Here is a 25476-nt window from a genome sequence, read left to right on the forward strand (position 1 = left end):
TCCCAAGCGCTCAATCGTTGGCGTCGCGGCTCGTGCCTGGCCGGTGGCCGGTGGCAGGGCTCCCGGCGTCGTGCCGGACGGCGTTGTAGGTTGCCAAGCGGGCGCAATCCAGGCGCACACGCTCGGCAAGTCCACCGGGCAGCAGGGTCACGTGCACCGTGGGCCCGCGGCCCAGGGCATCGCCCAGCTCTTCGGCGGTCAGAATCTCAATCACCTCAAGGCCCGGGCAACGCCCGCGCCCCAGGTTGGCCAGTCTGGCCCGCTGTGGCAGCGAGCCGTCCGAGGCCTGAAGCAACAGCGCGGCCTCGCCCCGTTCCAGCGGCCCCCGGGCCTTGTCGTGCCCGGCAGCAACCAGACCGGCGCGGCGCGCCAGTCCCAGACTGTCCCGGCAGCGGCGACGCAGCGCGCCACCAAGCCGGTCGATCAAATCGTCCGGAACGCTGACCGGCATGCGCGCCGATCGGGCAAAGAGCTTGCGCGCCACGGCGCGTTCCAGCAGCGCTCTGTCGGGCCGGATCCACAGGCCGCGTCCCGGCAGGCGGCCGGCCAAGTCCGGCACCAGGGTGCCGTCCGGTGCCACGACGAACCGCAGGAGACAATCTTGCGGCAGACGCTCGCCGCTCGCAAGGCACCGACGAATTGGCGACTGCCCCGTTACCACAGGCTCTTCAGCCTCCGGCGCCGGCGGTCGTCCATCGGGTGGCGCGTGCTGCGCCCCGATCACTGCCGATTCCTGCTCCGCCATCATGCCTGGGATGTCTGCTCCTCGCCTTGGGCCGTCTCGCCTTGCTGTGCTTCGGCCGGCGCGTCCTCGAACCAGTGGGCCCGCGCGGCCATGATGATGCCGTTGGCCTCATCTTCGTTGGGAGCCAGGTCGCCCAGGAGCTCGATCAACTCGTCGGCTGCCAGGTCACCCACGTCGTCCAGTGTCTTGATGTCGTTCTCGCCGAGGCGCGCCACCATGGCCGAGGTAAGGCCTTCCAGAGCCGCGACTTCTTCGCTGACCCCGGCACCGCGCCAGCTCTCCTCGTGGCGGCGGTCCTCTTCCTCCAGGAAGTTGCGGGCCCGCTGTTGCAGCTCGCCCGCGACCTCCTCGTCGAAGCCCTCGATTTCGGTGAGTTCCTCCAGCGGGAGGTAGGCCACCTGGTCGATGGAGGTGAAGCCCTCGGCCACCAACAGATGGGCGATCACATCGTCCACATCCAGGGCGTCGATGAACATCTGGGAGCGCGAGCGGAATTCCTCCTGCCGGCGCTGGCTTTCTTCCTCTTCGGTGAGAATGTCGATGTCCCAGCCGGTGAGCTGCGAGGCGAGGCGGACGTTCTGGCCGCGCCGCCCGATGGCCAAGGAAAGCTGCTCGTCGGGCACCACCACTTCGATGCGCCCCTGCTCCTCGTCAAGCACGACCTTGCTCACCTCGGCCGGCGCCAGGGCGTTGACCACGAAGGTGGCCGGGTCCGATGACCAGGGAATGATGTCGATCTTCTCGCCCTGCAGCTCGCCAACCACGGCCTGAACGCGGCTGCCGCGCATGCCGACGCAGGCGCCGACCGGATCGATGGAGCCGTCGTGGCTCAAAACGGCGATTTTCGCCCGGCTGCCGGGATCACGCGCCACGGACTTGATCTCGATGATCCCGTCATAAATCTCCGGCACTTCCTGGACAAAGAGCTTGGCCATGAACTGCGGATGGGAGCGCGAGAGGAAGATCTGCGGCCCCCGGGTTTCCTGGCGCACGTCGGAAATGTAGGCGCGCACACGGTCGCCGGTGCGGAAGGATTCACGCGGCAGCGTCTCGTCGCGGCGCAGCAGGCCCTCGGCGCGCCCAAGGTCGACGGTGACGTTGCCAAACTCGTTGCGCTTGACCAGTCCGTTGACCACCTCGCCCACGCGATCCTTGAACTCGTCGTACTGCCGGGAGCGCTCGGCTTCGCGCACCTTCTGTACGATGACCTGCTTGGCAGTCTGGGCGGCGATGCGCCCCAGATCGATCGGTGGCAGCTCATCACTGAGCACGTCGCCGAGCTGGGCATCGGGTTGGCGCAGGCGGGCGTTTTCCAGGTCCACCTCGGTGAACTCGTTCTCCACCGACTCGACCACCGTGTGGCAGCGCTTCAGACGAATCTCGCCGGTGCGGCGGTCGATCTCGGCGCGAATGTCGTGCTCCTGGCCATACTTGGCCCGGCCCGCGCGCTGAATGGCCTGTTCCATGGCCATGAGCACTTCGTCCGCCTCGATGCCCTTTTCCCGGGCCACGGCGTCAGCCACCTGGAGCAGCTCTGTCCGCTGAAGTGTGGTCGCTTCCATCTCGCGTTCCAACCTATTGAGTCAGGTCTAAATTTCGGTTTCCGGCGCGTCGTCGCTTTTCGCAGTCGCGGCAATCAACGCGTCGGTCAGCACCAGTTTCCCCCGCGCAATCGCCGAGAAGGGGAAGCGGTGTAGCGCTTCGCTCTCGTTCTCTTGCAGCAGGACTTCTTCGCCCTCGACCCCGCCGAGCAGGCCCCGAAAGCGCTTGCGCCCCTCCTGGGGGGCCGTCAATTCGATCTTGGCCTCGAAGCCAGTCCAGTTTCGATAGTCCTTCAAGCGCGTGAGCGGACGATCGAGCCCCGGCGAGGAGACCTCAAGGCTGTAGGCCCCCGAAATGGGGTCCTCCACGTCGAGCACGGCCGAGACGCTGCTGCTCAGATCTGCACAGTCCTCGATCCCCATGCTGCCGTCAGGCCGTTCGGCCATGATCTGCAGCGTCTGGCGACCGCCATCACCGGTGAGCTGAACCCGCACAATCTCGAAACCCAGATCAGCAACGGTCGGGGCAATGAGGCGCTCGACCTCTGCCGCCTTCCCTTCACTGGTGCGCGCCGGCTCTGCCGACCGCCCTTCGACGCTCTCACGCGGATCCTGCACTTCGACCGTAAACTCCCGCCCAAGACTGAGTGACCGTGCCGGCAACCGGGCGTAATAAAAAAGGCGGGCCAGTGGCCCACCACAGCAAAACGGCTCGGCAAGATAACGAGATCAAGCCAAGACCCTATGGCACGAAGACACACTAGGCCTCTTTCGCGCAGATTTCAAGCACAAAGGCCGGCGTTTGACCGGCGCGCACGCCTGCGAAACCGCAGGAAGGCCGGCGGTCGTCCCTCTTCCAGCCCTTTGGCCTCATAGCGCGTTTGAGGCCAGTCTTCCGGCCGATGGCGCCAATCTTCAGCGCGTTCGGCCAGCCATTCGAAGTCCGGATGGGCCAGCAGGTGGCGCAGCATCCAGGTAAGATAGCCCGGATCGTCGCTGGCCAGGCGAAATTCGCCGCCGTCCACCATGGCCGCGGCCAGGAGGTCGAGGGTCTCCGGCTGCACGAAGCGCCGCTTGTGATGGCGGGTCTTGGGCCAGGGGTCGGGGAAGAGAAGGAAGACGCGCGTCAGGCTGGCCTCCGGCAGCAGCGGCAGCAGGGCGCGGGCGTCCTCTTCGAGTATGCGGACATTGTCGCTGCGCTGCTCCACAAGGCTGCGCAGCAAAGTGGCAATGCCGTTGCGGAAGATCTCAGCACCGATGATGCCGACATGGGGATGCGCAGCCGCCTGGGCGGCCAAGTGCTCACCCCCGCCGAAGCCCACTTCGAGCCAGTACTCGCGACACGAGGGGAAGAGGGCCTGGAGGTCGAGCAGGGCCGGCGGGTCGGGCAGGGCTGGCGGGTCGGGCAGTGTCAGTGCCCGGCGCGGCAGCTCTTCATCGATCAAATGCTGCAGCGACCGGCGCAGGGGTCGCCCCGTGCGCCGGCCATGCAGCTTCGCGGCGGGAGGCCGCACCTCGCCGCTCGCAGACATCAGGCTCCGAAAGCGCGACGCAGTTCGTCCACCAGGTCCGTCCGCTCCCAGGAGAAGCCGCCGTCGGACTCCGGCGCGCGGCCGAAGTGACCATAGGCCGCGGTGCGGGCATAGATCGGACGGTTCAGCTTCAGGTGCTCGCGGATGCCCCGGGGGCTGAGGTCCATGACCTCGCGCAGCACCTTCTCCAGCTTATAGGGATCGACCTCGGCGGTGCCGGCAGTCTCCACATAGAGGCTGATCGGCTTGGAGACGCCGATGGCGTAGGACACCTGGATCAGGCACTGCTTGGCGAGGCCGGCAGCAACCACGTTCTTGGCCAGGTAGCGCGCGGCGTAGGCGGCCGAGCGGTCCACCTTGGTCGGATCCTTGCCCGAGAAGGCACCGCCACCGTGCGGCGCAGCGCCGCCATAGGTGTCTACGATGATCTTGCGGCCGGTCAGCCCGCAGTCACCGTCTGGCCCACCGATCACGAAGCGGCCGGTCGGGTTGACGTAGAACTCATCTTCCGGGGGCATCCAGCCGTTGGGCAGGCAGTGCGAAACGTGGCCGCGCACGATTTCGCGGAGCTCCTCCTGGCTCGCCTTTTCCGTATGCTGGGTGGAGACCACCACCGAGGTCACGCCGACCGGAATGCCGTCCTCGTACTGCAGCGTCACCTGACTCTTGGCATCGGGCTCCAGGATAGGCTCGGCGCCGGAGTGGCGGGCTTCGGCCATGGATTTGAGAATGGCGTGGGAATAGTGAATCGGCGCGGGCATGAGCGCATCGGTCTCATCGCAGGCGAAACCGAACATAATGCCCTGGTCGCCGGCGCCCTCGTCCTTGTTGCCGGCGGCGTCTACGCCCACGGCGATGTCAGCGGACTGCTGATGCACATGCACGGCGACGTCCATGGTTTCCCAGTTGAAACCCTCCTGACGATAGCCGATGTCGCGCACCGCCGCCCGGGCGATGTCTTCCATCATTGCCGCGTTCACGGCCTCCGGCCCACGGACCTCGCCGGCAAGCACGACGCGGTTGGTGGTCGCCAAGGTCTCCACCGCTACTCGTGACAGTGGGTCATGGGAGAGGAAGGCGTCGACGATCGCATCTGAGATGCGATCACACACCTTATCCGGATGGCCCTCGGAAACTGATTCGCTGGTGAAGAGATAGCGGCCTTTACGCACGATAATAAATCCTCGTCGCTGTCTTAGAAGTAAGCGAGATTGCCCGAACGGGCGCGCTTAACCTGCCGCTTGATAGCAGCAAGAACAAGGCCCCCTCCGGGAGGCTCCCATTTTGCGCCGGCTCGGGCAGGGCCGCTCCGGCCACGACGCCGTGGTGGTGAAGCCGCAGATTTATTTCGATTCGTCGTTGTCGTCCTCTCCCTTTCGACTGTCCAGCGCCGCCAGGGCTTTTGTCATCTCGAAGAGCCGCTTGCGCATTTCCGGCCTGCTGATGCGGTAATAGGCCCGCACCAGTTCCAGCGTTTCCCGCTTAATCACCGGGTCCGGGGCGGGCATGTAGTCTGCGAGATTCAGCTTCTCCGCAAGCACCCGGCTCGGCGAGCGGGCGGCGACCTCTTCAGGCATGTCTGCGAAGAAGAAGTTCATATCAGTGTCGAGCACCTGCGACAGGTCATAGAGGCGGCTCGCACTGATTCGGTTGCTGCCTCGCTCGTACTTCTGCACCTGCTGGAAGGTGAGGCCGATGGCTTCTCCCAACCTCTCCTGGCTGAAGCCCATCAGCGTGCGCCGCTGTCGCACGCGCCTGCCGACGTGAACGTCCACTGCGTTGGGGCGCCCTGCGCCCCGACCCCGTATACCCTGCCCCTTGGCCATCATGCCTCCTTGTTGCACCGCTATTTTCCCGCGGAATGCTTGGCATATTGCATACTATAGTATGTAGTCAACATGCTGCCCGCGATTGGGCTCAAGGCAGGCTCCCTGCACGGCGGGCACCCTACTCGACCTCAGACTCGATCCACCCACTTTACGGCCTGGACCGTGCAGCGGACGGATCGGGACAGTGGGGCGAACCACTATTCCCGAGCCCGACCAGCAAAGCACACCACTATTACATGTTTCCCGCGCAAATCAAGGCTGTGTTGTTGCGTTACTGCCGTAAAGTAGCACTGCGGTGCAGCCGGGAGCGAATGGCCGCGGGTCCTTTACGCCCAGGCGCAGGCCGGGTTTGCCGGCTCCGGCTTGTTCCCCGGCGCGCTTTGCGGCAAGTTGCCGCGCTGCATGCAGAGGAGGCAACGCGATGAGTGAGCAGAAGGCCTATGACCTGGTTGTGATCGGTGGCGGACCCGGCGGTTATGTCTGTGCCATCCGCGCAGCACAACTCGGGATGAAGGTGGCCTGCGTGGAGAAGCGGGGCACCCTGGGTGGCACCTGCCTCAATATCGGCTGCATTCCCTCGAAGGCACTGCTGCAGGCCAGTGAGAAGTTCGAGGAAGCCAATCACTCCCTGGCCAAGTTCGGCGTCAAGCTTGGCAAGGTCAGCCTCGACCTGCCAACCATGCTTGAGCACAAGGATTCGGTGGTCGACAGCAACGTCAAGGGCATCGAGTTCCTCTTCAAGAAGAACAAGATCGACTGGCTGAAGGGCGCCGGTCGGATCACCGCGCCGGGAACGGTCGAGGTCGATGGCGAAAGCGTTTCGGCCAAGAACATCGTCATCGCCACCGGCTCGACCCACGTGGACCTGCCCGGGCTGGACGTGGATGAGGAGCGCATCGTCTCCTCCACCGGGGCGCTGACCCTGGAGAAGGTGCCGAAGCACCTGGTGGTGATCGGCGGCGGCTACATCGGCCTGGAAATGGGCTCGGTCTGGCAGCGCCTCGGCGCCAAGGTCACCGTGGTCGAGTTCCTCGACCGCATCGTGCCGGGCATGGATGGCGAGATCGCCAAGACCTTCCAGCGCGTGCTGAAGAAGCAGGGCATGACCTTCAAGCTCGCCACCAAGGTCACGGGTGCCAAGACCAAGCGCTCCGGGGTGACGCTCACCATGGAGCCGGCCAAGGGCGGCGAGGCGGAGAACCTGGACTGCGACGTCGTGCTCGTGGCCGTGGGACGCAAGCCTTACGTCGAGGGCCTGGGTCTGGAAGAGGTCGGCGTCGAACTGGACGAGCGCGGTCGGGTGAAGGTGGATGGTTCCTACCGCACCAACGTAGAGGGCATCCACGCCATCGGCGATGTCATCCCTGGCCCGATGCTGGCCCACAAGGCCGAGGAGGAGGGTGCCGCCCTGGCCGAGATTCTCGCCGGGCAGCCGGGCCATGTGAACTACGACACCGTGCCGGGCATCGTCTACACCTGGCCGGAGGTGGCCAGTGTGGGCAAGACCGAGGAGGAGCTGAAGGAAGCGGGGGTCGAGTATCGCGTCGGCAAATTCCCTTTCACCGCCAATGGCCGCGCCCGGGCGATGAACAGCACCGACGGCATGGTGAAGATCCTGGCCGACAAAGCCACCGATCGCATCCTGGGCGCCCACATCCTGGGGCCCGAGGCTGGCACCCTGATCCACGAGGTGGTGGTGGCGATGGAGTTCGGCGGCTCGGCCGAGGACCTGGCCCGTTCCTTCCACGGACACCCGACGCTCAATGAGGCGGTCAAGGAGGCCGCCCTGGCCGTGCACGGCCGCCCGCTGCATATCTGAGGCCTTCTGTATGACTCTGCTGTTCAAGTCCGATATCGAGCGTCACGACACCTGGCTGCCGGCGCTGCAGAAACACCTGGCGGGTCGGGAGGTCCGGCTCTGGCCCGAGGTGGGGGAGAAGGCGGATATCGAGTACGCCCTGGTCTGGGAGCCGCCCGAGGGTTTTCTCGCCACGCTGCCGAACCTGAAGGCGATCTTCTCGATCGGCGCCGGGATCGATCACATCATTGCCGACCGCAAGCGCCCGGCGCATCTGCCGGTGGTCCGCATGGTGGAGGACGGGCTGACGGCGGGGATGACCGAGTTCGTGCTGATGCAGGTGCTCTATCACCATCGCTTCATGCTGGACTTTCGCGCCCAGGCAGCTCAGCGCCTCTGGCGAGAAATTCCCGCGATTCCCGCCGGTGACCGCCGGGTGGGCATCCTGGGGCTCGGTGTGCTCGGCCGGGATGCGGCGGCCAAGCTGGCGACGCTGGGCTTCGATGTGGCGGGCTGGAGCCGCACTCCCAAGGAGGTGGCGGGCGTGGCCTGCTATCACGGGGCTGAGGGGCTCGATGCCATGCTGGCGCGCAGCGACATCCTCGTCTGCCTGCTGCCGCTCACTTCCGAAACCCGCGGCATTCTCAATGCGCAGCTCTTCGCGAAGCTGCCGCGTGGCGCCTGTCTGATCAATGTCGGGCGCGGCGCGCACCAGGTGGAGACCGACATCCTGGCGGCCCTGGATTCGGGACAGCTCAAGGAGGCTTCGCTGGACGTGTTCGAGACCGAGCCGCTGCCGGCGGACAGCCCGCTGTGGGAGCATCCCCGGGTGGTGATGACGCCGCACATTGCCTCGATGACCGTGCCGGACACGGCAGCGCGCTCGGTGGCCGAGAACATCGCCCGCATCGAGGCCGGCCAGCCGCCGCTCAATGTGGTGGATTTCGAACGCGGTTACTGAACTGAGGCCGTCCCGCGTGCCCTTGTTTCGAGCGGGGTAAGCAGCCATTTTGAGGGCAGTCCGGTGCCGCCAGGGCCGGTTGTGATGCCTTAAATTCCGAACGGAGTCTGCGCAATGGAGCCGATTATTGGTTCGCTGTCCGGCAATCCCAGCGCCGCGGGGCAAGCCGCCCCGGCTGGCGACATCATAAAGGATTCGGATACTGCGAACTTCCGCCAGGACGTCATGGAAGCTTCCATGCAGCGGCCGGTCATCGTGGACTTCTGGGCCACCTGGTGTGGGCCCTGCAAGCAGCTGACGCCGGTGCTGGAGAAGGCGGTGACCGAGGCAGGCGGCAAGGTCTCCCTGGTCAAGATCGACATCGACCAGAACCAGCAACTGGCCGCACAGCTGCGCATCCAGTCCGTTCCCACGGTCTATGCCTTCTATCAGGGCCAGCCGGTGGACGGCTTCCAGGGCGCGCTGCCGGAAAGCCAGGTCAAGCAGTTCATCGCCGGTGTGCTGCAAACGGCGGGGCAGGATGCGGGCCCGTCGGCGGAGGAAATCCTCGCCGAGGCTGAGAAGCTGCGCACCTCCGGCCAGCCGCAGGAAGCCGCCCAGCTTTTCGGACGGATCCTGCAGCAGGATCAGGAGAATGCGGCGGCTGTTGCCGGCATGCTGCGCTGCCAGATCGATATGGGCGACATGGATGGTGCCGAAGAGACGCTGAAGAGCCTGCCGGAAGCCATGCAGCTCAAGCCCGAGCTGCAGGCGGTCGCCAGCGCCATCGAACTGGCGCGCCAGGCAGCAGAAAGCGGCGACGTGGCCGACCTGATGGAGAAGGTGGCGCAGAACCCAGACGACCACCAGTCGCGCTTCGATCTGGCCCAGGCGCTCTATGCCCAGAACAAGCGTGAAGCCGCGGTCGAGGAACTGCTGGAAATCGTCAAGCGCCAGCGCGGCTGGAATGAGGATGCAGCCCGCAAGCAGTTGGTGAAGTACTTCGAGGCCTGGGGCTTCAAAGATCCGCTGGCTCAGGAGGCGCGTCGGCGCCTCTCGTCGCTGCTCTTCGCATGACCACACCCGCTTTCGCCCCGCGTTACGAGGAACTGCCGGAGACCCTGCCGATCTTCCCGCTGCCGGGGGCTCTGCTCCTGCCAGGCGGTCAGCTTCCGCTCAACATTTTCGAGCCGCGCTATCTGGCCATGACCCAGGCCGCCCTGGCCGGGTCGCGGCTGATCGGCATGGTGCAGCCTCTCCCTCAGGAGCAGGAGGGTGACGCCGCGGACGTTGGCGCCGCGCCGCTCTTCGGCATCGGTTGTGCTGGGCGCATCACCTCCTTCGGCGAAACCGACGACGGGCGCTATCTCATCACACTGACCGGCATGCTGCGGTTCAGCGTGCGCGAGGAGCTGCCGCGGGCCGAGGAAGGCTATCGCCGTGTCCGACCGGCCTGGGAGCCGTTCCGCGGCGACCTGGAAGGCGGTGACGAACTGGCGCAGATCGAGCAGGCCTTCGACCGCACCCGACTGCTGCAGGCGCTGCGCGGCTACTTCGAGGTCTCGGGCCTGCAGGGCGACTGGGACTCGATCCAGGCCGCCGAAGACGATGAACTGGTCACGGCGCTGGCCATGCTCTGCCCATTCGATGTGCGCGAGAAGCAAGCGCTGCTGGAAGCGCCGACGTTGGGCGAGCGGGCGGAGACGATGATCGCGCTGTTCGAAATGGCAACCCTGGCCCAGGGCGGTGGCGAAGGCCTGCGCCACTGACCCGATCCGGGCGCGAATTGCGGGGAGGTAGAAATGACGGACGCTGCGAGAGTGGATCCGAAGCTGCTCGATATCCTGGTCTGTCCCTTGACCAAGGGGCCGTTGGAATACGATCGGGAGCGACAGGAACTGATCAGCCGGCAGGCCAAACTGGCCTATCCGGTGCGCGACGGCATCCCCATCATGCTGCCCGAAGAGGCGCGCAATCTCGATGAGTGAGTTCAACGTCAAGCATCACCCGGTGGAGCTGCGCTACAAGCGCTCGGAGAAGTGCCTGGAGGTGACCTTCGACGACGGGCAAAGCTTCTCGCTGCCCGCGGAGCTGCTGCGGGTGGAAAGCCCCTCCGCCGAAGTCCAGGGCCACGGTCCGGGACAAAAACAGATCGTCTCCGGGCGCCGGCACGTGGGCATCATGGAAATCGAGCCGGTGGGCAGCTATGCCGTCCGCCTGAAGTTCGACGACCTGCACGACACCGGCCTCTATTCCTGGGACTACCTCCACAAGCTGGGCGAGGAGCAGGAACAGCTCTGGGCCGACTACCTGAGCAACCTCGAGGCCCGCGGTTTGTCGCGCGACCCGCCGGGTCGTGCTTGAGAAACCCCCCGGCAAGACAGTAAGCAGACCACCTTAACAGCAAGCGAGTCGCGCTGCGCTGGAGTGCGGCGGCGATCCGGCAGCAGCAGCGGAGAGACGATATGGCGGGTGAGGCAGGCGTGCACGACGGCGAGGGGCGCTGGCAGTTCTGGATCGATCGCGGCGGAACCTTCACCGATGTGGTGGGCCGCCGCCCCGACGGAGAGATCGTCACGCACAAGCTGCTGTCCGAGAATCCCGAGGCCTACAGCGACGCCGCGATCCAGGGCATTCGCGATCTGCTCGGCCTGCAGGGCGAGGAAACCATTCCCGCCAACCAGGTCGAGGCGGTAAAAATGGGCACCACGGTCGCCACCAACGCGCTGCTGGAGCGCAAGGGCGACCGAACGGTGCTCGCCATCACGCGCGGCTTCCGCGATCAGCTGCGCATCGCCTATCAGAACCGCCCGCACCTTTTCACCCGGCGCATCGAGCTGCCGGAACTGCTCTATGAGCAGGTGGTGGAGGTGCCCGAGCGCCTGCTCGCGGACGGCACGGTGCTGGAGCCCCTGGACGAGGCGGCCACGCGCGCCGGGTTGCAGGCGGCCTATGATGCCGGCATCCGCTCGCTGGCCATCGTGCTGATGCACGGCTACCGCTTCACCGACCATGAGAAGCGGGTGGCGGAGATCGGGCGCGAGATCGGCTTTCCGCAGATCTCGGTCAGCCACGAGGTCAGCCCGCTGATGAAGCTGGTCGGGCGTGGCGACACCACCGTGGTGGATGCCTACCTCTCACCGATCCTGCGGCGCTACGTCGACCAGGTCGCGGGGCAACTTGGTGGGGCCGAAGGAGACGGAGCGGCGGCGGCGGTGCGGCTGCTCTTCATGCAGTCCAATGGCGGCCTGACCGACGCCCATGCCTTCCAGGGCAAGGACTCCATCCTCTCAGGCCCGGCCGGCGGCATTGTCGGCGCCGTTCGCACGGCGGCCATGGGCGGCTTCGAGAAGATCATCACCTTCGACATGGGCGGCACCTCCACCGACGTTGCCCACTACGACGGCGAGTACGAGCGTACGTTCGAGACCCAGGTCGCCGGTGTGCGTATGCGTGCGCCGATGATGCAGATACACACAGTGGCGGCCGGCGGCGGCTCGATCCTGCATTTCGACGGCACCCGCTACCGTGTCGGGCCGGACAGTGCCGGTGCCAATCCAGGGCCGGCCAGCTATCGCCGCGGCGGACCATTGGCGGTGACCGATGCCAATGTCATGCTGGGCCGCATTCAGCCAGATTTCTTCCCGCCGGTCTTCGGTCCCGGGGCCGACGAGCCGCTGGATGCCGAGGTGGTGAAGACGCATTTTGCCGAGATGGCCGCCAGGATCCATGAGGCCACGGGCGACGAACGCAGCCCCGAAGAGGTGGCCGAGGGCTTCCGGCGCATCGCCGTGGAGAACATGGCCAATGCCATCAAGAAGATATCCATCCAGCGCGGCTATGACGTCTCTAAGTACACCCTGAACTGCTTCGGAGGCGCCGGCGGCCAGCACGCCTGCGACATCGCCGACACCCTGGGGATGACGCGCATCTTCTTGCACCCCTACGCCGGTGTGCTCTCGGCCTATGGCATGGGCCTGGCCGACCTGCGCGTGATCAAGGAGCAGGCGGTGGAAAAGCGCCTGCAGTCGGCGCTGGAGGACGTCACCTCTGCACTGGATACGCTGGAAGCGGAAGCGCGCGGCGAGCTGGAAGCCCAGGGCGTACCAACGGCGCGCATCGAGATCCTGCGCAAGGTTCACCTGCGCTACGAGGGGACCGACTCGGCGCTGATCGTCGATTTCGGCACGCCCGAAGCCGTGGTCGCTGCCTTCGAGGCGGCCTACACGCAGCGTTTCGGCTTCACTATGCCGGAGAAGGCGCATGTGGTGGAGGCGGTCTCCGTCGAAGCCATCGGGCGCACCGATGCCGCCGACGATCCGGATCTGGCAGTGCAGGAGAATGCTCCTGCGCCGCAGCCGGCGGCGCGGCGAGCGATCTATACCAACGGCGCCTGGCACGACGCCCCGGTCTTTCGCCGCGAGGACATCGTGCCCGGTCACAAGATCGATGGTCCGGCCATCGTCATCGAATCCACCTCCACCACGGTGGTCGACCCAGGCTGGCGCGCCGCGCTCACCGGCCGCAACCACCTGGTGCTCGAGCGCGTGGTGCCGCTGGAGCGAGCGGTTGCCGTGGGCACGCAGGTCGATCCGGTGATGCTGGAGATCTTCAACAATCTCTTCATGTCCATCGCCGAGCAGATGGGCTCGACCCTGGAGAAGACCGCCTACTCGGTGAACATCAAGGAGCGACTGGACTTCTCCTGTGCGCTCTTCACGCCCACGGGCGATCTTGTCGCTAACGCGCCGCACATGCCGGTGCATTTGGGCTCCATGAGCGAGTCGATCCGTGCGGTCATCCGCCAGAACCGCGACCGGCTGGCCCCGGGCGACGTCTACATGCTGAACGCGCCCTACAACGGCGGCACGCACCTGCCGGACATCACGGTGGTTACGCCGGTCTTCAACGAGGCTGAGTCTGAGATCCTCTTCTACGTGGCCAGCCGTGGGCATCATGCTGACGTGGGTGGCACCACGCCGGGCTCCATGCCGCCGGATTCCCGGACGGTGGAAGAGGAAGGCGTGCTGATCGACAACTTCAAGCTGGTGGAGCAGGGCCGCTTCCGCGAAGCGGCTGTGCGCGAACTGCTGAGCGCTGCGCGCTATCCTGCACGCAACCCGGACCAGAACGTGGCCGACCTCAAGGCCCAGATCGCCGCCAACCAGAAGGGCGTCTCCGAGCTGCGACGCATCGTCGGGCTCTTCGGGCTGGAGGTGGTGCAGGCCTATATGCGCCACGTGCAGGACAACGCCGAGGAGCAGGTGCGCCGGGTGCTCGATCGCCTGGCCCCGGGATCCTTCGTCTATCCCATGGATGACGGCAGCCAGATCGCGGTGAGCGTGTCCATCGACCGGGCCGCGCGCAGCGCCCGCATCGACTTCACCGGCACCAGCGCCCAGTTGCCCAACAACTTCAACGCCCCCTCTGCAGTCTGCCGGGCGGCGGTGCTCTATGTCTTCCGCACCCTGGTGGAAGACGAGATCCCGATGAACGAGGGCTGTCTCAAGCCGCTGGACATCGTGATCCCGGAAGGCTCGATGCTCAATCCCGTGGCACCGGCCGCTGTTGTGGCCGGCAACGTGGAGACCAGCCAGGCGATCACCGACTGCCTCTATGGTGCGACCAAGGCGCTGTCCGGGGCGCAGGGGACGATGAACAACCTCACCTTCGGCAGCGACCGCTATCAGTACTATGAGACGATTGCTGGCGGCTCGGGCGCGGGCGAGGGCTTCGACGGTTGCGATGCCGTGCACACCCACATGACCAACGCCCGGCTGACCGATCCCGAGGTGCTGGAGTGGCGCTTCCCGGTGCTGCTGGAGTCCTTCGAGATCCGGCGCGGCTCCGGCGGCAAGGGCCACTGGCGCGGGGGCGACGGCACGATCCGCCGCCTGCGCTTCCTGGAGCCCATGACGGCCTCCATCCTCTCCAGCCATCGCAAGGTGCCGAACTTCGGCCTGGAAGGCGGCGAGCCCGGTGCGCTGGGCCGCAATGCGGTGGCCCGCAAGGATGGGCGCGTCGAGGAACTTTCAGGCACCGACAAGGCGGAGATGCAGCCAGGCGACACCTTCCTCGTGGAAACGCCAGGCGGCGGCGGCTACGGCAAGGCGTGACGCAAAGCGCGCTCAATCTGATCCGCAGGGCTTCGGATTGAGCGCGTTTCTTTGCTTGGATATAACAGGAAAAACCCCTCGCGCCGGCCGGCCCGAGGGGTTTTCTTGATCAAGACATTGGAAGCAGTGCGCGGCCGAGATGCCCGGCCGGCGACCCGCTTCACTTCATCTTGGATTCCTTGAACTCGACGTGCTTGCGCGCGACGGGGTCGTACTTGCGCAGGCTCATCTTTTCGGTCTGGTTACGCGGGTTCTTCTTCTTGACGTAGAAGTAGCCGGTGTCGGCGGTGCTCACCAGCTTGATCCATTGCGTCACGGGCTTCGCCATAACGATCTGTCCTTCCGGGCTGCTCGGCGCTGCAAATTTCGATGCCCGGGCCGGTGTTCCGGCAGATCAGGCACCGATGACTCTCGAAGTGCTTGGGGTGCGGCCATGCCGCCCGATCACACTCTGCAAGGCGGCGACGATAGCCACGCGAAGACACAAGTCAAGGCTCGCAGCGGGCGTCCCTCACGAATCTCTTCGTCAGCGGCGGCGAATGCGCCCTTGCCGATAGAGGAAGAGGCAGGCCGGGCGCTCTGGCTGCTCGAGGCGATGCAGCGCCTCCTGCAGCACCGCACGGGTCACGTCGGCCATGGGCAGCGCGTCCAGGGAGCGGGCAGGGCGCCAGTCCAGATCCTCCAGCTCGCCATCCCCAGCGAGACGACCGCCCAGGGCCACCTCGTCAGTGCAGCAGAGAAAGAAGCGGCTGTGAAAGCGGATCGGCGACTGCGGCGGTGTGATGGCGCGCGCCACAAAGCTTAGCTGCCCGAAGGCCGGGGCAAGTCCCGCGCGGCGGTAATCCTGCCAGACGCCCGGTGTCGACTCCGCATCGCTTGTCAGGGAGGCCTCGCTGTCTGCCAGCAGCAGGCCGGTCTCCTCCCAGGTCTCGCGAATGGCGGCCCGACGCAGCGCCGGGAAGAGGCGCGTGGTGAGGCCGTCGGCGCCCGGGCCGGGCAATGGGCTTGGCGGTTCGGCAAAGCCGCTTGCCTGGCGGTCGCCGGGGTCCAGGCGGCCGCCGGGGAAGACATAATAGCCCGGCATGAAGCGCAGCCGGGCGTTGCGCCGGCCGAGCAGCACTTCCGCGCCCTTGGCGCTGCGGCGCAGCAGAACGATGCCTGCAGCGGCCTGGGGTCGCACGACGCTCCGCCGCGCGCTGCGCTTTTCCGCCAGCCCCGTCACTTGGTTTGCCCAATCACTGTGCTGGTGCGCTCACCCCGGCGGGCGCTTCAATCGAGGGGGCCTGATCAAGCAGGACCTCACTGCGGGGCACTTCTGCCGTCACCGTGGGCAGGCCCTGGGCGGCAGCATAGAGGTTCGGGTCGCGCAGCAGCTTCATGGCGATGCGCATGTCGGCCTCGCGCTCGGCGTCATCCTTGGGGCAGTGGGCGCGGAAGGCTGCCAGTTCACCCGGATCTTCGACGGCCACGCGTTGCCGGCGCAGCGCCCGGTGTTCGCGGGTGAAGCCCTGATAGATGCCGCTCATCAGCGCCTCCTCGTCCTGGGTTTCGCCGCTGGTGCAGACGTCGGGCATCACGCCGCGCCGGTCCAGGGAGTAGCCGGAGGGAGCGTGGAATCGCGCCCAGGTCAGAGTCAGTTCACCCTCGTTGGGCAGGCGCAGGACGGTCTGTACCGTTCCCTTGCCGTAGGAGCCGCTGCCAACCACCAGGGCGCGGCCGGCATCCTGTAGGGCGGCGGCGACGATCTCCGAGGCCGAGGCCGAGTTGCCGTTGATCAGCACCACCATGGGCCGGGGTGGCACCCGGGCCTCGTGGCGCGACTCGAAGTACTGGTGGCTGTCGGGGTGGCGGCCGTGGGTCGAGACGATGCGCCCGCCCTCCAGGAAGATGTCGGCCACGCTTACCGACTGCTCCAGCAGTCCGCCGGGGTTGGAGCGCAGGTCGAGCAGGTAGCCGGAAAGCCGGTCGCCCGCTTCGCGCTCGGCCTGGACCAGCTTGCGGCGCAGGGTGGCGGTGGTGGCGTGATTGAAGCCTGTGACCCGGAAGACGGCCACGGAATCCTCCAGGCTGTAATGGACGGTCTGGGGCACGATGTGGGCGCGCTGCACGTTGACCTGGAAGGGGGTTTCCACCTCCTCGCGCTCGATCAGCAGGCGCACCCGGGAGTTTACTGGGCCGCGCAGCTGCTGCACCACTTCGTACTGGTCGAATTCCTTGGCCGGTGCGCCGTCGATGGCCAGGATCAGGTCGCGGCCCTGCAGACCGGCGCGTTCGGCCGGTGTGTCCTCCATGACCGAGAGGATGCGCACGCCGTCATCCTCGTTGCGGATACGCACGCCGATGCCGCCGAAGCCGCTGCGCCCGGCGCGGTTCTCGCGCGCCTGATCGCGGCCGGAATAGCGTGAAAAGCCGTCGAGTTCACCGACGATGCCGCCAAAGACTGTGCCGTAGAGTTCCTCGCCCTCGGCTTCGGCGACGGCCGGGGAGAGGGCCCGGGCATCATCCAGGACACGGGCGGTGAGCGCGCCCCAGGCATCGTAATCCTGTTGGCGTGGCAGGGCGTAGTGCAGCGCCGGCTGGTCCTCGACCCGCAGGACGAAGCCCTTGTCCTCCTCCGGCTCCAGGGCGAGGCGCGGGTCCATGTCGTGCAGTTCGCTCAGCCCGGCCTGGGCCAACTGGCGCGGCGGTACGGCTTCGATGTAGACGCCGGCGATGTCATGGTAGCCGGCGGTGAACAGCCGGGCGGCCCGCTCGCTGTCATATTCCGCGCTGGAGAAGCCGGCATTTCCGGCGGTGCAGGCCATGAGCAGCAGCAACCCGAACAGGGTGCCGAGCGCTCTGGTTCCGCTTCGTAAAGGCCGGTCGCTTCGCATCATCCGGTCCACAAAAATCACATCCGCCGCCTCATTCAGCACAGTTTGGTGGGCAAGTGCCAGAGGGTGTCATGAGCATTCCTCCTATGAACCACCTTAGCCTTTCGCGCCATTGTGGCCACAACCGGGCAGGGCATTGCCCCGAAAGCGGAAAGCTTGCTGCGACCGCTCACCGGCGGTTCTTGCGTCGGGGGCCGCCCGCACCCTTGCGCCGGCGTTTCGTCGGCAGGCTGCTCGGCGTTTCTTCTTCCTCGCTTTCCACCAGGCTCAGGATCAGGCCGCCGGTCAAGGGCTCGGCCTCCACCAGCGCCGCGGTCACGCTCTGACCCAGGTGGTAGACCCGCCCCCAGCGCCGGCCGACCAGGCTGTGCTGGGTCTCGTCGTGGACGTAGTAATCGTCGGGCAGGGACGAGATGGGCACGAGTCCGTCTGCGCCGCTCTGCTCCAGGGTGACGAAAAGGCCGAAGCGGGTGACGCCGCCGATGCGCCCGGCAAAGACCTCGCCGATGCGGTTCTGCAGGAAGGCGGCGGTCATGCGGTCGATGGCGTCGCGTTCGGCGGCGGCCGCCCGGCGTTCGGTCATGGAGATGGCCTCGCCCAGCGCCGGGAAGGCGCTTGCAGCTTGGGGCGGCAGCCCGTCGTCGCCGAGCTTAAGGCCGGAGATCAGCCCGCGGTGCACCAGCAGGTCGGCATAGCGGCGGATGGGGGAGGTGAAGTGCGCATACTTCGCCAGGGCCAGGCCGAAGTGGCCGATGTTCTCCGGGCTGTAGACCGCCTGTGCCTGGGCGCGCAGGATCAGCTCGCTGACCATGGTGGCGGCTTCGGTGCCCTTCACCTGCTCCAGGATGCGCGTGAAGGTCTTGGGTTGTGGCACCTGCCCCTTGGCCAGGCGCAGACCCAGGCCGTCGAGCACCTCGCGCAGGGCATCGACCCGGGCCTTGTCCGGCTGATCGTGGACCCGATACATGCAGGGTTGGCGGCGCTTTTCCAGTTCCTGCGCCGCGGCCACGTTAGCGGTGATCATGAACTCCTCGATGAGCCGATGGCTATCCAGCCGGCGCCGAGGCTCGATGGCAACCACCTGACCGGCTTCGTCGAGCACGGGCCGGCGTTCGGGGACGTCCAGGTCGAGAGTGCCGCGCTTCTCCCGGGCCTTGCAGAGCGCGTGGAAGGCACCGTAGAGCGGGGCGATCACCGGCTCACGCAAGGGCCCGGTGGTGTCGTCAGGATGGCCGTCGTGGGCCAACTGCACCTGCTCGTAAGTCAGCCGCGCTGCCGAGCGCATGATGGCTCGGGTGAATTTCTGGCGCTTGAGCTGGCCTTCGGCATTGATCCAAAGGTGAGCGGCCAGGCAACCGCGCTCCTCGTTTGGGCGCAGGGAACACCAGCCGTTGGACAGGGCCTCGGGCAGCATCGGCACAACCCGGTCGGGGAAATAGACTGAATTGCCGCGTTCGCGCGCCGTTTGGTCGAGGGCGCTGTCCGGCCGGACATAGTGCGCCACGTCGGCGATGGCCACCACGATGCGCCAGCCGCCGGGATTGCCGGGATCGTCGTCGGCTTCGGCGAAGACGGCATCGTCGAAATCCCGAGCATCGGCGCCGTCGATGGTGACCAGCGGCAGGTCGCGCAGGTCGGCGCGCTTTGCTTCGGGCACCGGGCCGGCGGCCTCTGCCTCCGCTATGGCGCGCTCCGGAAAGCGGGTCGGGATGCCGTGCTCGTGCACCGCGATCAGGCTAAGGGCCCGATGGTTGTCGACCCCGCCCAGGCGCTCGATGACGACCGCCTCGCGCTCGCCGGCGCGGCGATGGTGCGGTTTGGTCTCGGCCAGCACCAGCTCACCGGCCTCCGCCCCCTTGGAGTCGGCTTGGCTGACCCGGTAGTCGTACTTTGCCTTGCGGTCCGTGGGCTTCAGACGGCCGCCCTTGGGACCGATCTCGTAAATCCCCAGCACCTCGCGCTCCAGCGCGCGGCCCAGGCGTCGGATGACCCGGGCGGCATAGCTGCCATCCTCCTGGCGCTCGAGCTTGGCAAGCACCCGCTCGCCCACCGCCAGGGCGGCGCGGCTGCGCTTTTCCGGGACCATATAGATGGGGGGCGGTGGTGGCTCGTCCTCGCGGCGGCGCGCGGGCTTGGCCAGCAGCTCGCCGTCCTCGTCCAGACCGCTGATCTCCAGCACCGTCACGGCGGGCAGGGCGCCCTTTGGCGCCAGCTTGCGCCGTTCCGGCTTGTCGATCTGGCCCTCTTCCTCCAGTTCGCTCACCAACTTGCGCAGCAGACGCCGGTCGGCGCCCTTGACGGCGAAATGGCGGGCGAGATCCTTCAGGCCGACCGGTGCCCCGGCGTTCTGGAGGAACTCCAGGATCGCCTGTTTGTCCGGGAAAGGGGGTGGGGCGGATTTCGGCACAAGGCTGTCCTGTTCAAACGGTGTGGGGGCGGTAATCCTGGGCCAGCATGCAGCGCGCCGCCCTTTCGGTCGAGGGCTTGTGTGCGCATCCTCAAGGACGCGTGCACGGGGCCGCGGGTTCCGGAAGCTGTGGAAAACACTTTTGGTGGGGCGCTGCGCAGCGCCTGCAAATACGGGAGCGGAGAACGCGTGGCCTGGATCATACTGTTAATTGCCGGTTTGCTCGAAGTGGGCTGGGCCCTCGGCCTCAAGTACACCCAGGGCTTCACCCGCCTGGGGCCCAGCGTCGTGACCGTTTTCCTGATGGGCCTGAGCTTCCTGTTGCTGAGCTGGGCAATGCGCAGCTTGCCCCTGGGTACCGCCTATGCTGTCTGGACCGGGATCGGCACGATTGGCACCGTAGTGGTGGGCATCCTCATTTTCGGGGAGCCGGCAACCCTCTGGCGGCTCGGCTGTATCGCGCTTATCCTCACGGGCATAATCGGGCTGAAGGCGGCCTGATCGCGCGCCGGCGGCAACGGGTCCGTCAAACGGTCCCTCACCGGCCATCACGCGTGCAGCGCCGGTTTTGGCCCGGGAGTCTCAATTCGGGGGGCAGCCTCCGCGCCAGGGAGAATCACGGACCATGAGCCTCGCTTTCGACCTTTCCGGCTGTCTGAGCGCGCGCCTGGGCGATGGCGCCTTGGAAGAGTCCCAGGTGCTCGTCAAGGCGCAGAGCCTTCGTCCGGCGCTCGATCGCCTCTCGGACCTGCGCTCGGCCGGTGAGGGGGATCCCGAGTTCCTTCTGCTGCCGGACCGGCGCGCCGACCTGGAGCCGGCACGCGATCTGGCCTTTGCCTTGAACGAAGCCTGCGACGACGTGCTGATCCTGGGCACCGGCGGCTCCTCGCTGGGGGGGCAGACGCTCTACGCTCTGGCCGATGCGCCCTTGGGCCCGGCGCACCCGCGGCTGCACTTCCTGGACAATGTGGACCCCTTTGGCTTCGAGCGGCTGCTGGACCGGCTTGATCTGGAGCACACCGGCGTCGTGGCGGTGTCCAAGTCCGGCGGCACGGCGGAAACCCTGTGCCAGTTCGCCGTGATCGTCGAAGCAATGATCGAAGCCCTGGACGAGAGCCGGCTGGCCAGCCGCGTGGCGGTGATCACCGAGCCCAAGGACAGCCCCTTGGCCGCCCTGGCCGAGCGCTGGCGCCTGCCGCGCCTGGACCATGACCTCGGCGTGGGCGGGCGCTTTTCCGTCCTTTCGGTTGTGGGGCTGCTGCCGGCACTGCTGGCCGGCCTGGACGCCGCCGCATTCCGGGAGGGGGCGGCGGCGGTGCTCGACCGGGCGCTGGGGCCGGAGGGCTGCGAACTCGCTTCGCCGGCCGCGGGCGCGGCGCTGGCGGTGCTGGCGGCGGAGCGGGGCTACAGCCAGTCGGTGCTGATGCCCTATGTTGACCGCCTCGCCGATTTCGGGCTCTGGTATCGCCAGCTCTGGGCCGAAAGCCTGGGCAAGCACGGCAAGGGCACCACGCCGATCCGCGCGCTGGGCCCGGTGGACCAGCACAGCCAACTGCAGCTCTATCTTCAGGGGCCGGCGGACAAGCTCTTCACGCTGATTCGGCTTGAAACGGAGGGCGAGGGCCCCCGGGTGGCGCCGCAGATTGTCGACGATCCTCGGCTGGAATATCTGGCGGGGCGGCGCATGGGCGACCTGCTGGATGCCATGGCCCGGGCGACGGCGGAGACCCTGATCCGCAACGGCAAGCCGACCCGCACCCTGGTGCTGGAGCGCCTGGACGAGGAGGTGCTGGGCGGGCTCTTCATGCACTTCATGCTCGAGACGATCCTGGCGGCGGAGTTGCTGGGCGTCGATGCCTACGACCAGCCGGCGGTGGAGGAGGGCAAGGTCCTGGCCCGCGATTATCTTGCGGTCATGCAGCGGGACTGAGTTCCCGCTGCCTCACCTCAAACGTTCCTGACGGAGTTCCAAGCCCCTTATGCCCCTGCGCCGCCTGCCCGAGACCCTGGTGAACCGCATCGCCGCCGGCGAGGTGATCGAGCGACCGGCGGCGGCGGTAAAGGAACTGGTGGAGAATGCGCTGGATGCCGGGGCAAGCCGCATCGAGGTGCAGCTGCGCGACGGCGGACGCGCCTATCTCAGCGTCACCGACGACGGCGAGGGCATGGGCCCGGAGGAGATCGATTTGGCACTGGAGCGTCACGCGACCTCAAAGCTGCCGGACGATGATCTGGTGCATATCCGCAGTCTCGGTTTCCGCGGCGAGGCGCTGCCCTCGATCGGCGCTGTGGCCCGGCTTACGCTCAGCAGCCGTGCCCGGGGCAGCGATGAGGCCTGGCAGCTCACCGTCGAGGGTGGGCGCAAGCGCCAGATCAAACCGGCTGCCCTGGCAGAGGGCACCCGGGTGGAGGTGCGCGATCTTTTCTTTGCGACCCCGGCACGGCTCAAGTTCCTCAAGCAGGCCCGCACCGAGCAGGGCTACGTCCGCGACGCCCTCTCCCGGCTTGCCATGGCCCACCCCCAGGTGGCCTTCCTGCTGTCCGACGAGAAACGCCGGCTGCTGCAGCTGGAGCCGGGCGGCGGCGAACTGTTTGACGCCCGGGCCCAGCGCCTGGGGCAGCTCTTGGGGCGGGACTTCCAGGAGAACTGCCTGCCGCTGGATGCCGAGCGCGAGGATTTGCGGCTCAGCGGCCTGATCGGCCTGCCCACCCTCAACCGTGGCACCGCGCAGCATCAGTATCTCTTCGTCAACGGCCGGCCGGTGAAGGACCGGCTGCTGCTGGGGGCGATCCGCGGCGCCTATCAGGATTTCCTCGCCCGCGACCGCCATCCGCTGGTGGCGCTCTTTCTCGAGTGCCCGGCCGAGGTGGTGGACGTGAACGTGCATCCAGCCAAGGCCGAGGTGCGTTTTCGCGATGCCGGGCTGGTGCGCGGCCTGATCGTCTCGGCCTGTCGTCATGCCTTGGCCCAGGCCGGGCACCGTGCCTCCACCACCGTGGCAGGCCAGGCGCTGGGTGCCTTTCGTCCGGGGCAGCCGCCGCCGGGCGCGACGGGGGGTGGGATGGGGGACAGTGGGATGGGGGGCGGCGGCACTTGGTACCCGAGGCGCGAAGGGAGTCCGGCCGGTTTTGCCCAGGCTGCGGCCGCCTACGCGCCGCTGCCGGGATTGGACGATCGCCCCGCCGCGCGCAGCGAGCCCTGGCCCGATGCGGCAACGCAAGACCGGACGGATGTCGCGGCGGATGGTGGCGACTCAGCCCCGAGCGAGGCCCATCCCCTGGGGGCGGCGCGCGCGCAGCTGCACGGCACCTACATCGTGGCGCAGACCGCCCAGGGCATCGTCATCGTCGACCAGCACGCCGCCCATGAGCGGCTGGTCTATGAACGCATGAAGCAGCAGATGAGTCGCGACGGTGTGGCCCGGCAGCTCCTGCTGATCCCCGAGGTTGTGGGGCTGGAGGAGCCAGCGGCTCAGCGCCTACTGGCGCGCGCCGCGGAGTTGGAGGAACTGGGGCTGGTGATCGAAGGCTTCGGCGCCGATGCGGTGCTGGTGCGCGAAATCCCCGCCCTGCTGGGCAAGACCGATGTGGTGGCGCTGGTGCGCGACCTGGCCGACGAGCTGCTGGAGATGGACCAGACCCTGGCCCTGAAGGAGCGGCTGGAGGAGGTCTGCGGCACACTCGCTTGTCACGGTTCGGTGCGCGCCGGGCGCAGGCTCAACGGCGAGGAAATGAACGCGCTGCTGCGCCAGATGGAGGTCACGCCCCACAGCGGCCAGTGCAACCACGGCCGGCCGACCTATGTGGAGCTAAAGCTGGCGGATATCGAGCGGCTGTTCGGCCGCCGTTGATCGCCGGGCCGTTCAAAACTGGGCCGTTGAAAGGCGGTTACTGGTTGCCTTCGAGTCGCTTGTGACTCAAGGCGAAGAGGGCCACGGCGGCAGCGTTGGAGACGTTGAGGTCCCGGAAGCTGCCCGCCGCCGGCAGGGACAGCAGCAGATCGCAGCGTTCGCGGGTGAGGCGGCGCAGGCCCGCGCCCTCGGCGCCGAGGCAGAGCGCAATGCGCTCCGGCGGGTCGTAGCTGCCAAGTGATTGCGGCGCCTCACCCGCGAAGCCCAACACCCAGAAGCCGGCTGCTTTCACTTGGTCGAGGCTGCGGGCCAGATTCACTTCGCGCAGGTAGGGCACCTCCTCCAGCGCCCCGCTGGCTGCCTTGGCCAGTGTGCCGCTTTCCGTTGCGGCATGGCGCTCAGGGGCCAGCACGGCGCTGGCGCCGAAGACCGCGGCCGAGCGCAGGATGGCGCCGACGTTGTGCGGGTCGGTGACCTGGTCCAGCAGCAGCAGCAGCGCCGGTCCCGGTGGCAGCTCGGCCAGGAAGTCCTGCAGCAGCGGCGGGTCGAGGGGTGCTGCGTCCAGCGCCATGCCCTGGTGCACTGCGCCGGGCAGGAGGCCATCGAGGGCCTCGCGCGTCATTCTCTCCACCGGCAAACCGCCGGGGCGTGCGCGCAGCAGGGGCTCGAGGCTGCGGCCTTCGCGCCGCTCGGCTTCCTCGGTCAGCAGCAGGCGATGGCAGCGCCGCTGCGGATTGCCCAGCGCAGCGCGCACCGCATGGGCGCCGTAGAGCAGCAGACCACGCGCGGCGGCAGCCGAGGGGCGGTTGGGCCGGTTGCGGGGTGCTGCGCCGCTGGCTTGCGTCTGGGCGTCGCGCTGTGCCCTTCTCTCTTCGCGTGGTGAAGGCGACTCGCGGCGGGTCGTTCCGCGCTGTGCGCTATTTGATCGGCTGGGCTTGCGTCTGGGCATGCGGCCGCCTACACTCTCCGCGGAAATAAGTCCAGAGGCGTCCACGTTCGCTGCGTCAGCCCGACGCTAAGAGCGATGGCGGTTTTTTGTGACGTTTGCGGTTGACAGGCTGGGGTAAATACCCCTAGATCGCCCACCTGTCGCGCGGGCAGCGGACCAGGAGGAGGGGTGCCCGAGTGGTTAAAGGGGACGGACTGTAAATCCGTTGGCTATGCCTACGTTGGTTCAAATCCAACCCCCTCCACCACTGCCTGCTGGCGACGGAAGAGCATGAGGTTCCAAGTTTATATTAGGGTCTGCGTGCGGGTGTAGCTCAATGGTAGAGCCCCAGCCTTCCAAGCTGGTTGTGCGGGTTCGATTCCCGTCACCCGCTCCAGCAGACAGAGGCAGAACGGGCCGCATCGGAGAGATGACCGCAGGCGGCGCCCCAGAAAGACGAGAGTCGTAAGGAAGGTCGGACACCATGGCGAAGGCAAAGTTCGAGCGGACGAAGCCACACTGCAACATTGGGACGATTGGTCACGTTGACCATGGTAAGACGTCGCTGACTGCGGCGATTACGAAGGTTCTTGCAGAGACGGGTGGTGCGACCTTTACGGCGTACGACTCGATCGACAAGGCGCCTGAAGAGAAGGCGCGCGGGATCACGATTTCGACGTCTCACGTTGAGTATGAGACGGAGAACCGTCACTACGCCCACGTGGACTGCCCGGGTCACGCCGACTACGTGAAGAACATGATCACGGGTGCGGCGCAGATGGACGGCGCGATCCTTGTTGTGTCGGCCGCCGATGGCCCGATGCCGCAGACGCGCGAGCACATTCTTCTGGCGCGCCAGGTTGGCGTTCCGGGTCTGGTGGTGTTCCTCAACAAGTGCGACATGGTCGACGACGAG

Annotated in this window: 22 protein-coding genes and 2 tRNA genes; 13 read left to right on the forward strand and 11 right to left on the reverse strand. The window is 67.0% G+C overall.

Translation table 11 applies throughout. The features are described 5' to 3' along the window. Positions 1–10: 10 nt before the first annotated feature. From P2G67_RS07065 to P2G67_RS07090, 6 genes are all read right to left on the reverse strand, one after another. The gene (locus P2G67_RS07065; RefSeq protein ID WP_275821416.1) at positions 11–748 is read right to left on the reverse strand and encodes an RNA-binding protein; all 738 of its coding nucleotides are present in this window, start codon (positions 746–748) and stop codon (positions 11–13) included. Next, a complete protein-coding gene (gene nusA / locus P2G67_RS07070) occupies positions 745–2307 on the reverse strand; it encodes a transcription termination factor NusA (protein WP_275821418.1) in 1563 nt (520 codons plus the stop codon). The genes P2G67_RS07065 and nusA overlap by 4 nt, the downstream gene beginning before the upstream one ends. 27 nt (positions 2308–2334) lie before the next feature. Next, positions 2335–2904, reverse strand: coding sequence for a ribosome maturation factor RimP (gene rimP / locus P2G67_RS07075; protein ID WP_275821420.1), 570 nt, complete (start codon positions 2902–2904; stop codon positions 2335–2337). A gap of 164 nt (positions 2905–3068) precedes the next feature. Further along, positions 3069–3818 carry a tRNA (guanosine(46)-N7)-methyltransferase TrmB gene (gene trmB / locus P2G67_RS07080; RefSeq protein ID WP_275821422.1) on the reverse strand — a complete coding sequence of 250 codons (750 nt, stop codon included), beginning with the start codon at positions 3816–3818 and terminating at the stop codon, positions 3069–3071. After that, complete coding sequence (metK, locus tag P2G67_RS07085) at positions 3818–4990, reverse strand: methionine adenosyltransferase (RefSeq protein ID WP_275821424.1); 1173 nt, start codon at positions 4988–4990, stop codon at positions 3818–3820. The genes trmB and metK overlap by 1 nt, the downstream gene beginning before the upstream one ends. A gap of 171 nt (positions 4991–5161) precedes the next feature. Then, positions 5162–5647: a helix-turn-helix domain-containing protein gene (locus P2G67_RS07090; protein WP_437124247.1), complete on the reverse strand. Its 486-nt coding sequence runs from the start codon at positions 5645–5647 to the stop codon at positions 5162–5164. A 421-nt stretch (positions 5648–6068) separates the two neighbouring features. On the opposite strand from P2G67_RS07090, the gene lpdA reads away from it, so the two are divergent. The 7 genes from lpdA (at position 6069) to P2G67_RS07125 (ending at position 14501) form a co-directional block, all read left to right on the forward strand. After that, positions 6069–7466 (forward strand): dihydrolipoyl dehydrogenase, encoded by a 1398-nt coding sequence (lpdA, locus tag P2G67_RS07095; protein WP_275821428.1) that lies wholly within the window; start codon positions 6069–6071, stop codon positions 7464–7466. 10 nt (positions 7467–7476) lie between these two features. Next, on the forward strand, positions 7477–8406 hold the full coding sequence (locus tag P2G67_RS07100) for a 2-hydroxyacid dehydrogenase (RefSeq protein WP_275821430.1): 930 nt from the start codon (positions 7477–7479) through the stop codon (positions 8404–8406). A gap of 114 nt (positions 8407–8520) precedes the next feature. After that, a complete protein-coding gene (trxA, locus tag P2G67_RS07105; protein ID WP_275821432.1) occupies positions 8521–9462 on the forward strand; it encodes a thioredoxin in 942 nt (313 codons plus the stop codon). Then, positions 9459–10154 carry an LON peptidase substrate-binding domain-containing protein gene (locus tag P2G67_RS07110; RefSeq protein WP_275821434.1) on the forward strand — a complete coding sequence of 232 codons (696 nt, stop codon included), beginning with the start codon at positions 9459–9461 and terminating at the stop codon, positions 10152–10154. Before trxA ends, P2G67_RS07110 begins: the two co-directional genes overlap by 4 nt. A gap of 33 nt (positions 10155–10187) precedes the next feature. Further along, a complete protein-coding gene (locus P2G67_RS07115; protein WP_275821436.1) occupies positions 10188–10373 on the forward strand; it encodes a Trm112 family protein in 186 nt (61 codons plus the stop codon). Further along, the gene (locus P2G67_RS07120) at positions 10366–10749 is read left to right on the forward strand and encodes a gamma-butyrobetaine hydroxylase family protein (RefSeq protein WP_275821438.1); all 384 of its coding nucleotides are present in this window, start codon (positions 10366–10368) and stop codon (positions 10747–10749) included. The genes P2G67_RS07115 and P2G67_RS07120 overlap by 8 nt, the downstream gene beginning before the upstream one ends. A gap of 101 nt (positions 10750–10850) precedes the next feature. Next, positions 10851–14501, forward strand: coding sequence for a hydantoinase B/oxoprolinase family protein (locus P2G67_RS07125; RefSeq protein WP_275821440.1), 3651 nt, complete (start codon positions 10851–10853; stop codon positions 14499–14501). 160 nt (positions 14502–14661) lie between these two features. On the opposite strand, the gene rpmG is transcribed toward P2G67_RS07125, so the two are convergent. The 4 genes from rpmG to rnr form a co-directional block, all read right to left on the reverse strand. Then, a complete protein-coding gene (gene rpmG, locus P2G67_RS07130; protein ID WP_275821442.1) occupies positions 14662–14829 on the reverse strand; it encodes a 50S ribosomal protein L33 in 168 nt (55 codons plus the stop codon). A gap of 198 nt (positions 14830–15027) precedes the next feature. Then, entirely contained in the window at positions 15028–15681 is a 654-nt protein-coding gene (locus tag P2G67_RS07135; protein WP_275821444.1) for an NUDIX hydrolase, read from the reverse strand. Between the two features lie 55 nt (positions 15682–15736). Further along, a complete protein-coding gene (locus P2G67_RS07140) occupies positions 15737–17374 on the reverse strand; it encodes a S41 family peptidase (RefSeq protein ID WP_275821447.1) in 1638 nt (545 codons plus the stop codon). A 169-nt stretch (positions 17375–17543) separates the two neighbouring features. Then, positions 17544–19781: a ribonuclease R gene (rnr, locus tag P2G67_RS07145; RefSeq protein ID WP_275821450.1), complete on the reverse strand. Its 2238-nt coding sequence runs from the start codon at positions 19779–19781 to the stop codon at positions 17544–17546. A gap of 189 nt (positions 19782–19970) precedes the next feature. On the opposite strand from rnr, the gene sugE reads away from it, so the two are divergent. The 3 genes from sugE to mutL all read left to right on the forward strand — a co-directional run bounded on the left by sugE (position 19971) and on the right by mutL (position 23632). After that, positions 19971–20282, forward strand: a complete 312-nt coding sequence (gene sugE / locus P2G67_RS07150) for a quaternary ammonium compound efflux SMR transporter SugE (protein ID WP_275821452.1) — start codon at positions 19971–19973, stop codon at positions 20280–20282. A 124-nt stretch (positions 20283–20406) separates the two neighbouring features. After that, positions 20407–21711, forward strand: a complete 1305-nt coding sequence (locus tag P2G67_RS07155; protein WP_275821454.1) for a phosphoglucose isomerase-related protein — start codon at positions 20407–20409, stop codon at positions 21709–21711. Positions 21712–21760: 49 nt separating this feature from the next. Further along, entirely contained in the window at positions 21761–23632 is a 1872-nt protein-coding gene (gene mutL / locus P2G67_RS07160) for a DNA mismatch repair endonuclease MutL (RefSeq protein ID WP_275821456.1), read from the forward strand. A gap of 37 nt (positions 23633–23669) precedes the next feature. Here the strand turns inward: mutL and rlmB are convergent, their stop codons facing one another. Continuing rightward, positions 23670–24581, reverse strand: coding sequence for a 23S rRNA (guanosine(2251)-2'-O)-methyltransferase RlmB (gene rlmB / locus P2G67_RS07165; RefSeq protein ID WP_275821458.1), 912 nt, complete (start codon positions 24579–24581; stop codon positions 23670–23672). Positions 24582–24743: 162 nt separating this feature from the next. Here rlmB and P2G67_RS07170 point away from each other — a divergent pair. The 3 genes from P2G67_RS07170 to P2G67_RS07180 form a co-directional block, all read left to right on the forward strand. Beyond that, positions 24744–24828, forward strand: a tRNA-Tyr gene (locus P2G67_RS07170). A 55-nt stretch (positions 24829–24883) separates the two neighbouring features. Then, positions 24884–24957: transfer RNA gene (locus P2G67_RS07175), tRNA-Gly, on the forward strand. Positions 24958–25044: 87 nt separating this feature from the next. Then, on the forward strand, positions 25045–25476 hold a 432-nt coding region (locus tag P2G67_RS07180), incomplete at its 3' end, for a GTP-binding protein (RefSeq protein ID WP_275821460.1).

The organism is Aquibaculum arenosum, assembly GCF_029222965.1.
GTDB lineage: Bacteria > Pseudomonadota > Alphaproteobacteria > Kiloniellales > DSM-21159 > Aquibaculum > Aquibaculum arenosum.

Bases quoted from the DNA above. Each gene is read 5' to 3' on its own strand.
- P2G67_RS07120 (WP_275821438.1), top strand. From the start codon at position 10,366: ATGAGTGAGTTCAACGTCAAGCATCACCCGGTGGAGCTGCGCTACAAG.
- P2G67_RS07100 (WP_275821430.1), top strand. From the start codon at position 7,477: ATGACTCTGCTGTTCAAGTCCGATATCGAGCGTCACGACACCTGGCTG.
- lpdA (WP_275821428.1), top strand. From the start codon at position 6,069: ATGAGTGAGCAGAAGGCCTATGACCTGGTTGTGATCGGTGGCGGACCC.
- P2G67_RS07155 (WP_275821454.1), top strand. From the start codon at position 20,407: ATGAGCCTCGCTTTCGACCTTTCCGGCTGTCTGAGCGCGCGCCTGGGC.
- trxA (WP_275821432.1), top strand. From the start codon at position 8,521: ATGGAGCCGATTATTGGTTCGCTGTCCGGCAATCCCAGCGCCGCGGGG.
- P2G67_RS07065 (WP_275821416.1), bottom strand. From the start codon at position 748: ATGATGGCGGAGCAGGAATCGGCAGTGATCGGGGCGCAGCACGCGCCA.
- P2G67_RS07115 (WP_275821436.1), top strand. From the start codon at position 10,188: ATGACGGACGCTGCGAGAGTGGATCCGAAGCTGCTCGATATCCTGGTC.
- rpmG (WP_275821442.1), bottom strand. From the start codon at position 14,829: ATGGCGAAGCCCGTGACGCAATGGATCAAGCTGGTGAGCACCGCCGAC.
- P2G67_RS07110 (WP_275821434.1), top strand. From the start codon at position 9,459: ATGACCACACCCGCTTTCGCCCCGCGTTACGAGGAACTGCCGGAGACC.
- mutL (WP_275821456.1), top strand. From the start codon at position 21,761: ATGCCCCTGCGCCGCCTGCCCGAGACCCTGGTGAACCGCATCGCCGCC.
- P2G67_RS07140 (WP_275821447.1), bottom strand. From the start codon at position 17,374: ATGCGAAGCGACCGGCCTTTACGAAGCGGAACCAGAGCGCTCGGCACC.
- nusA (WP_275821418.1), bottom strand. From the start codon at position 2,307: ATGGAAGCGACCACACTTCAGCGGACAGAGCTGCTCCAGGTGGCTGAC.
- P2G67_RS07125 (WP_275821440.1), top strand. From the start codon at position 10,851: ATGGCGGGTGAGGCAGGCGTGCACGACGGCGAGGGGCGCTGGCAGTTC.
- rlmB (WP_275821458.1), bottom strand. From the start codon at position 24,581: ATGCCCAGACGCAAGCCCAGCCGATCAAATAGCGCACAGCGCGGAACG.
- trmB (WP_275821422.1), bottom strand. From the start codon at position 3,818: ATGTCTGCGAGCGGCGAGGTGCGGCCTCCCGCCGCGAAGCTGCATGGC.
- P2G67_RS07090 (WP_437124247.1), bottom strand. From the start codon at position 5,647: ATGATGGCCAAGGGGCAGGGTATACGGGGTCGGGGCGCAGGGCGCCCC.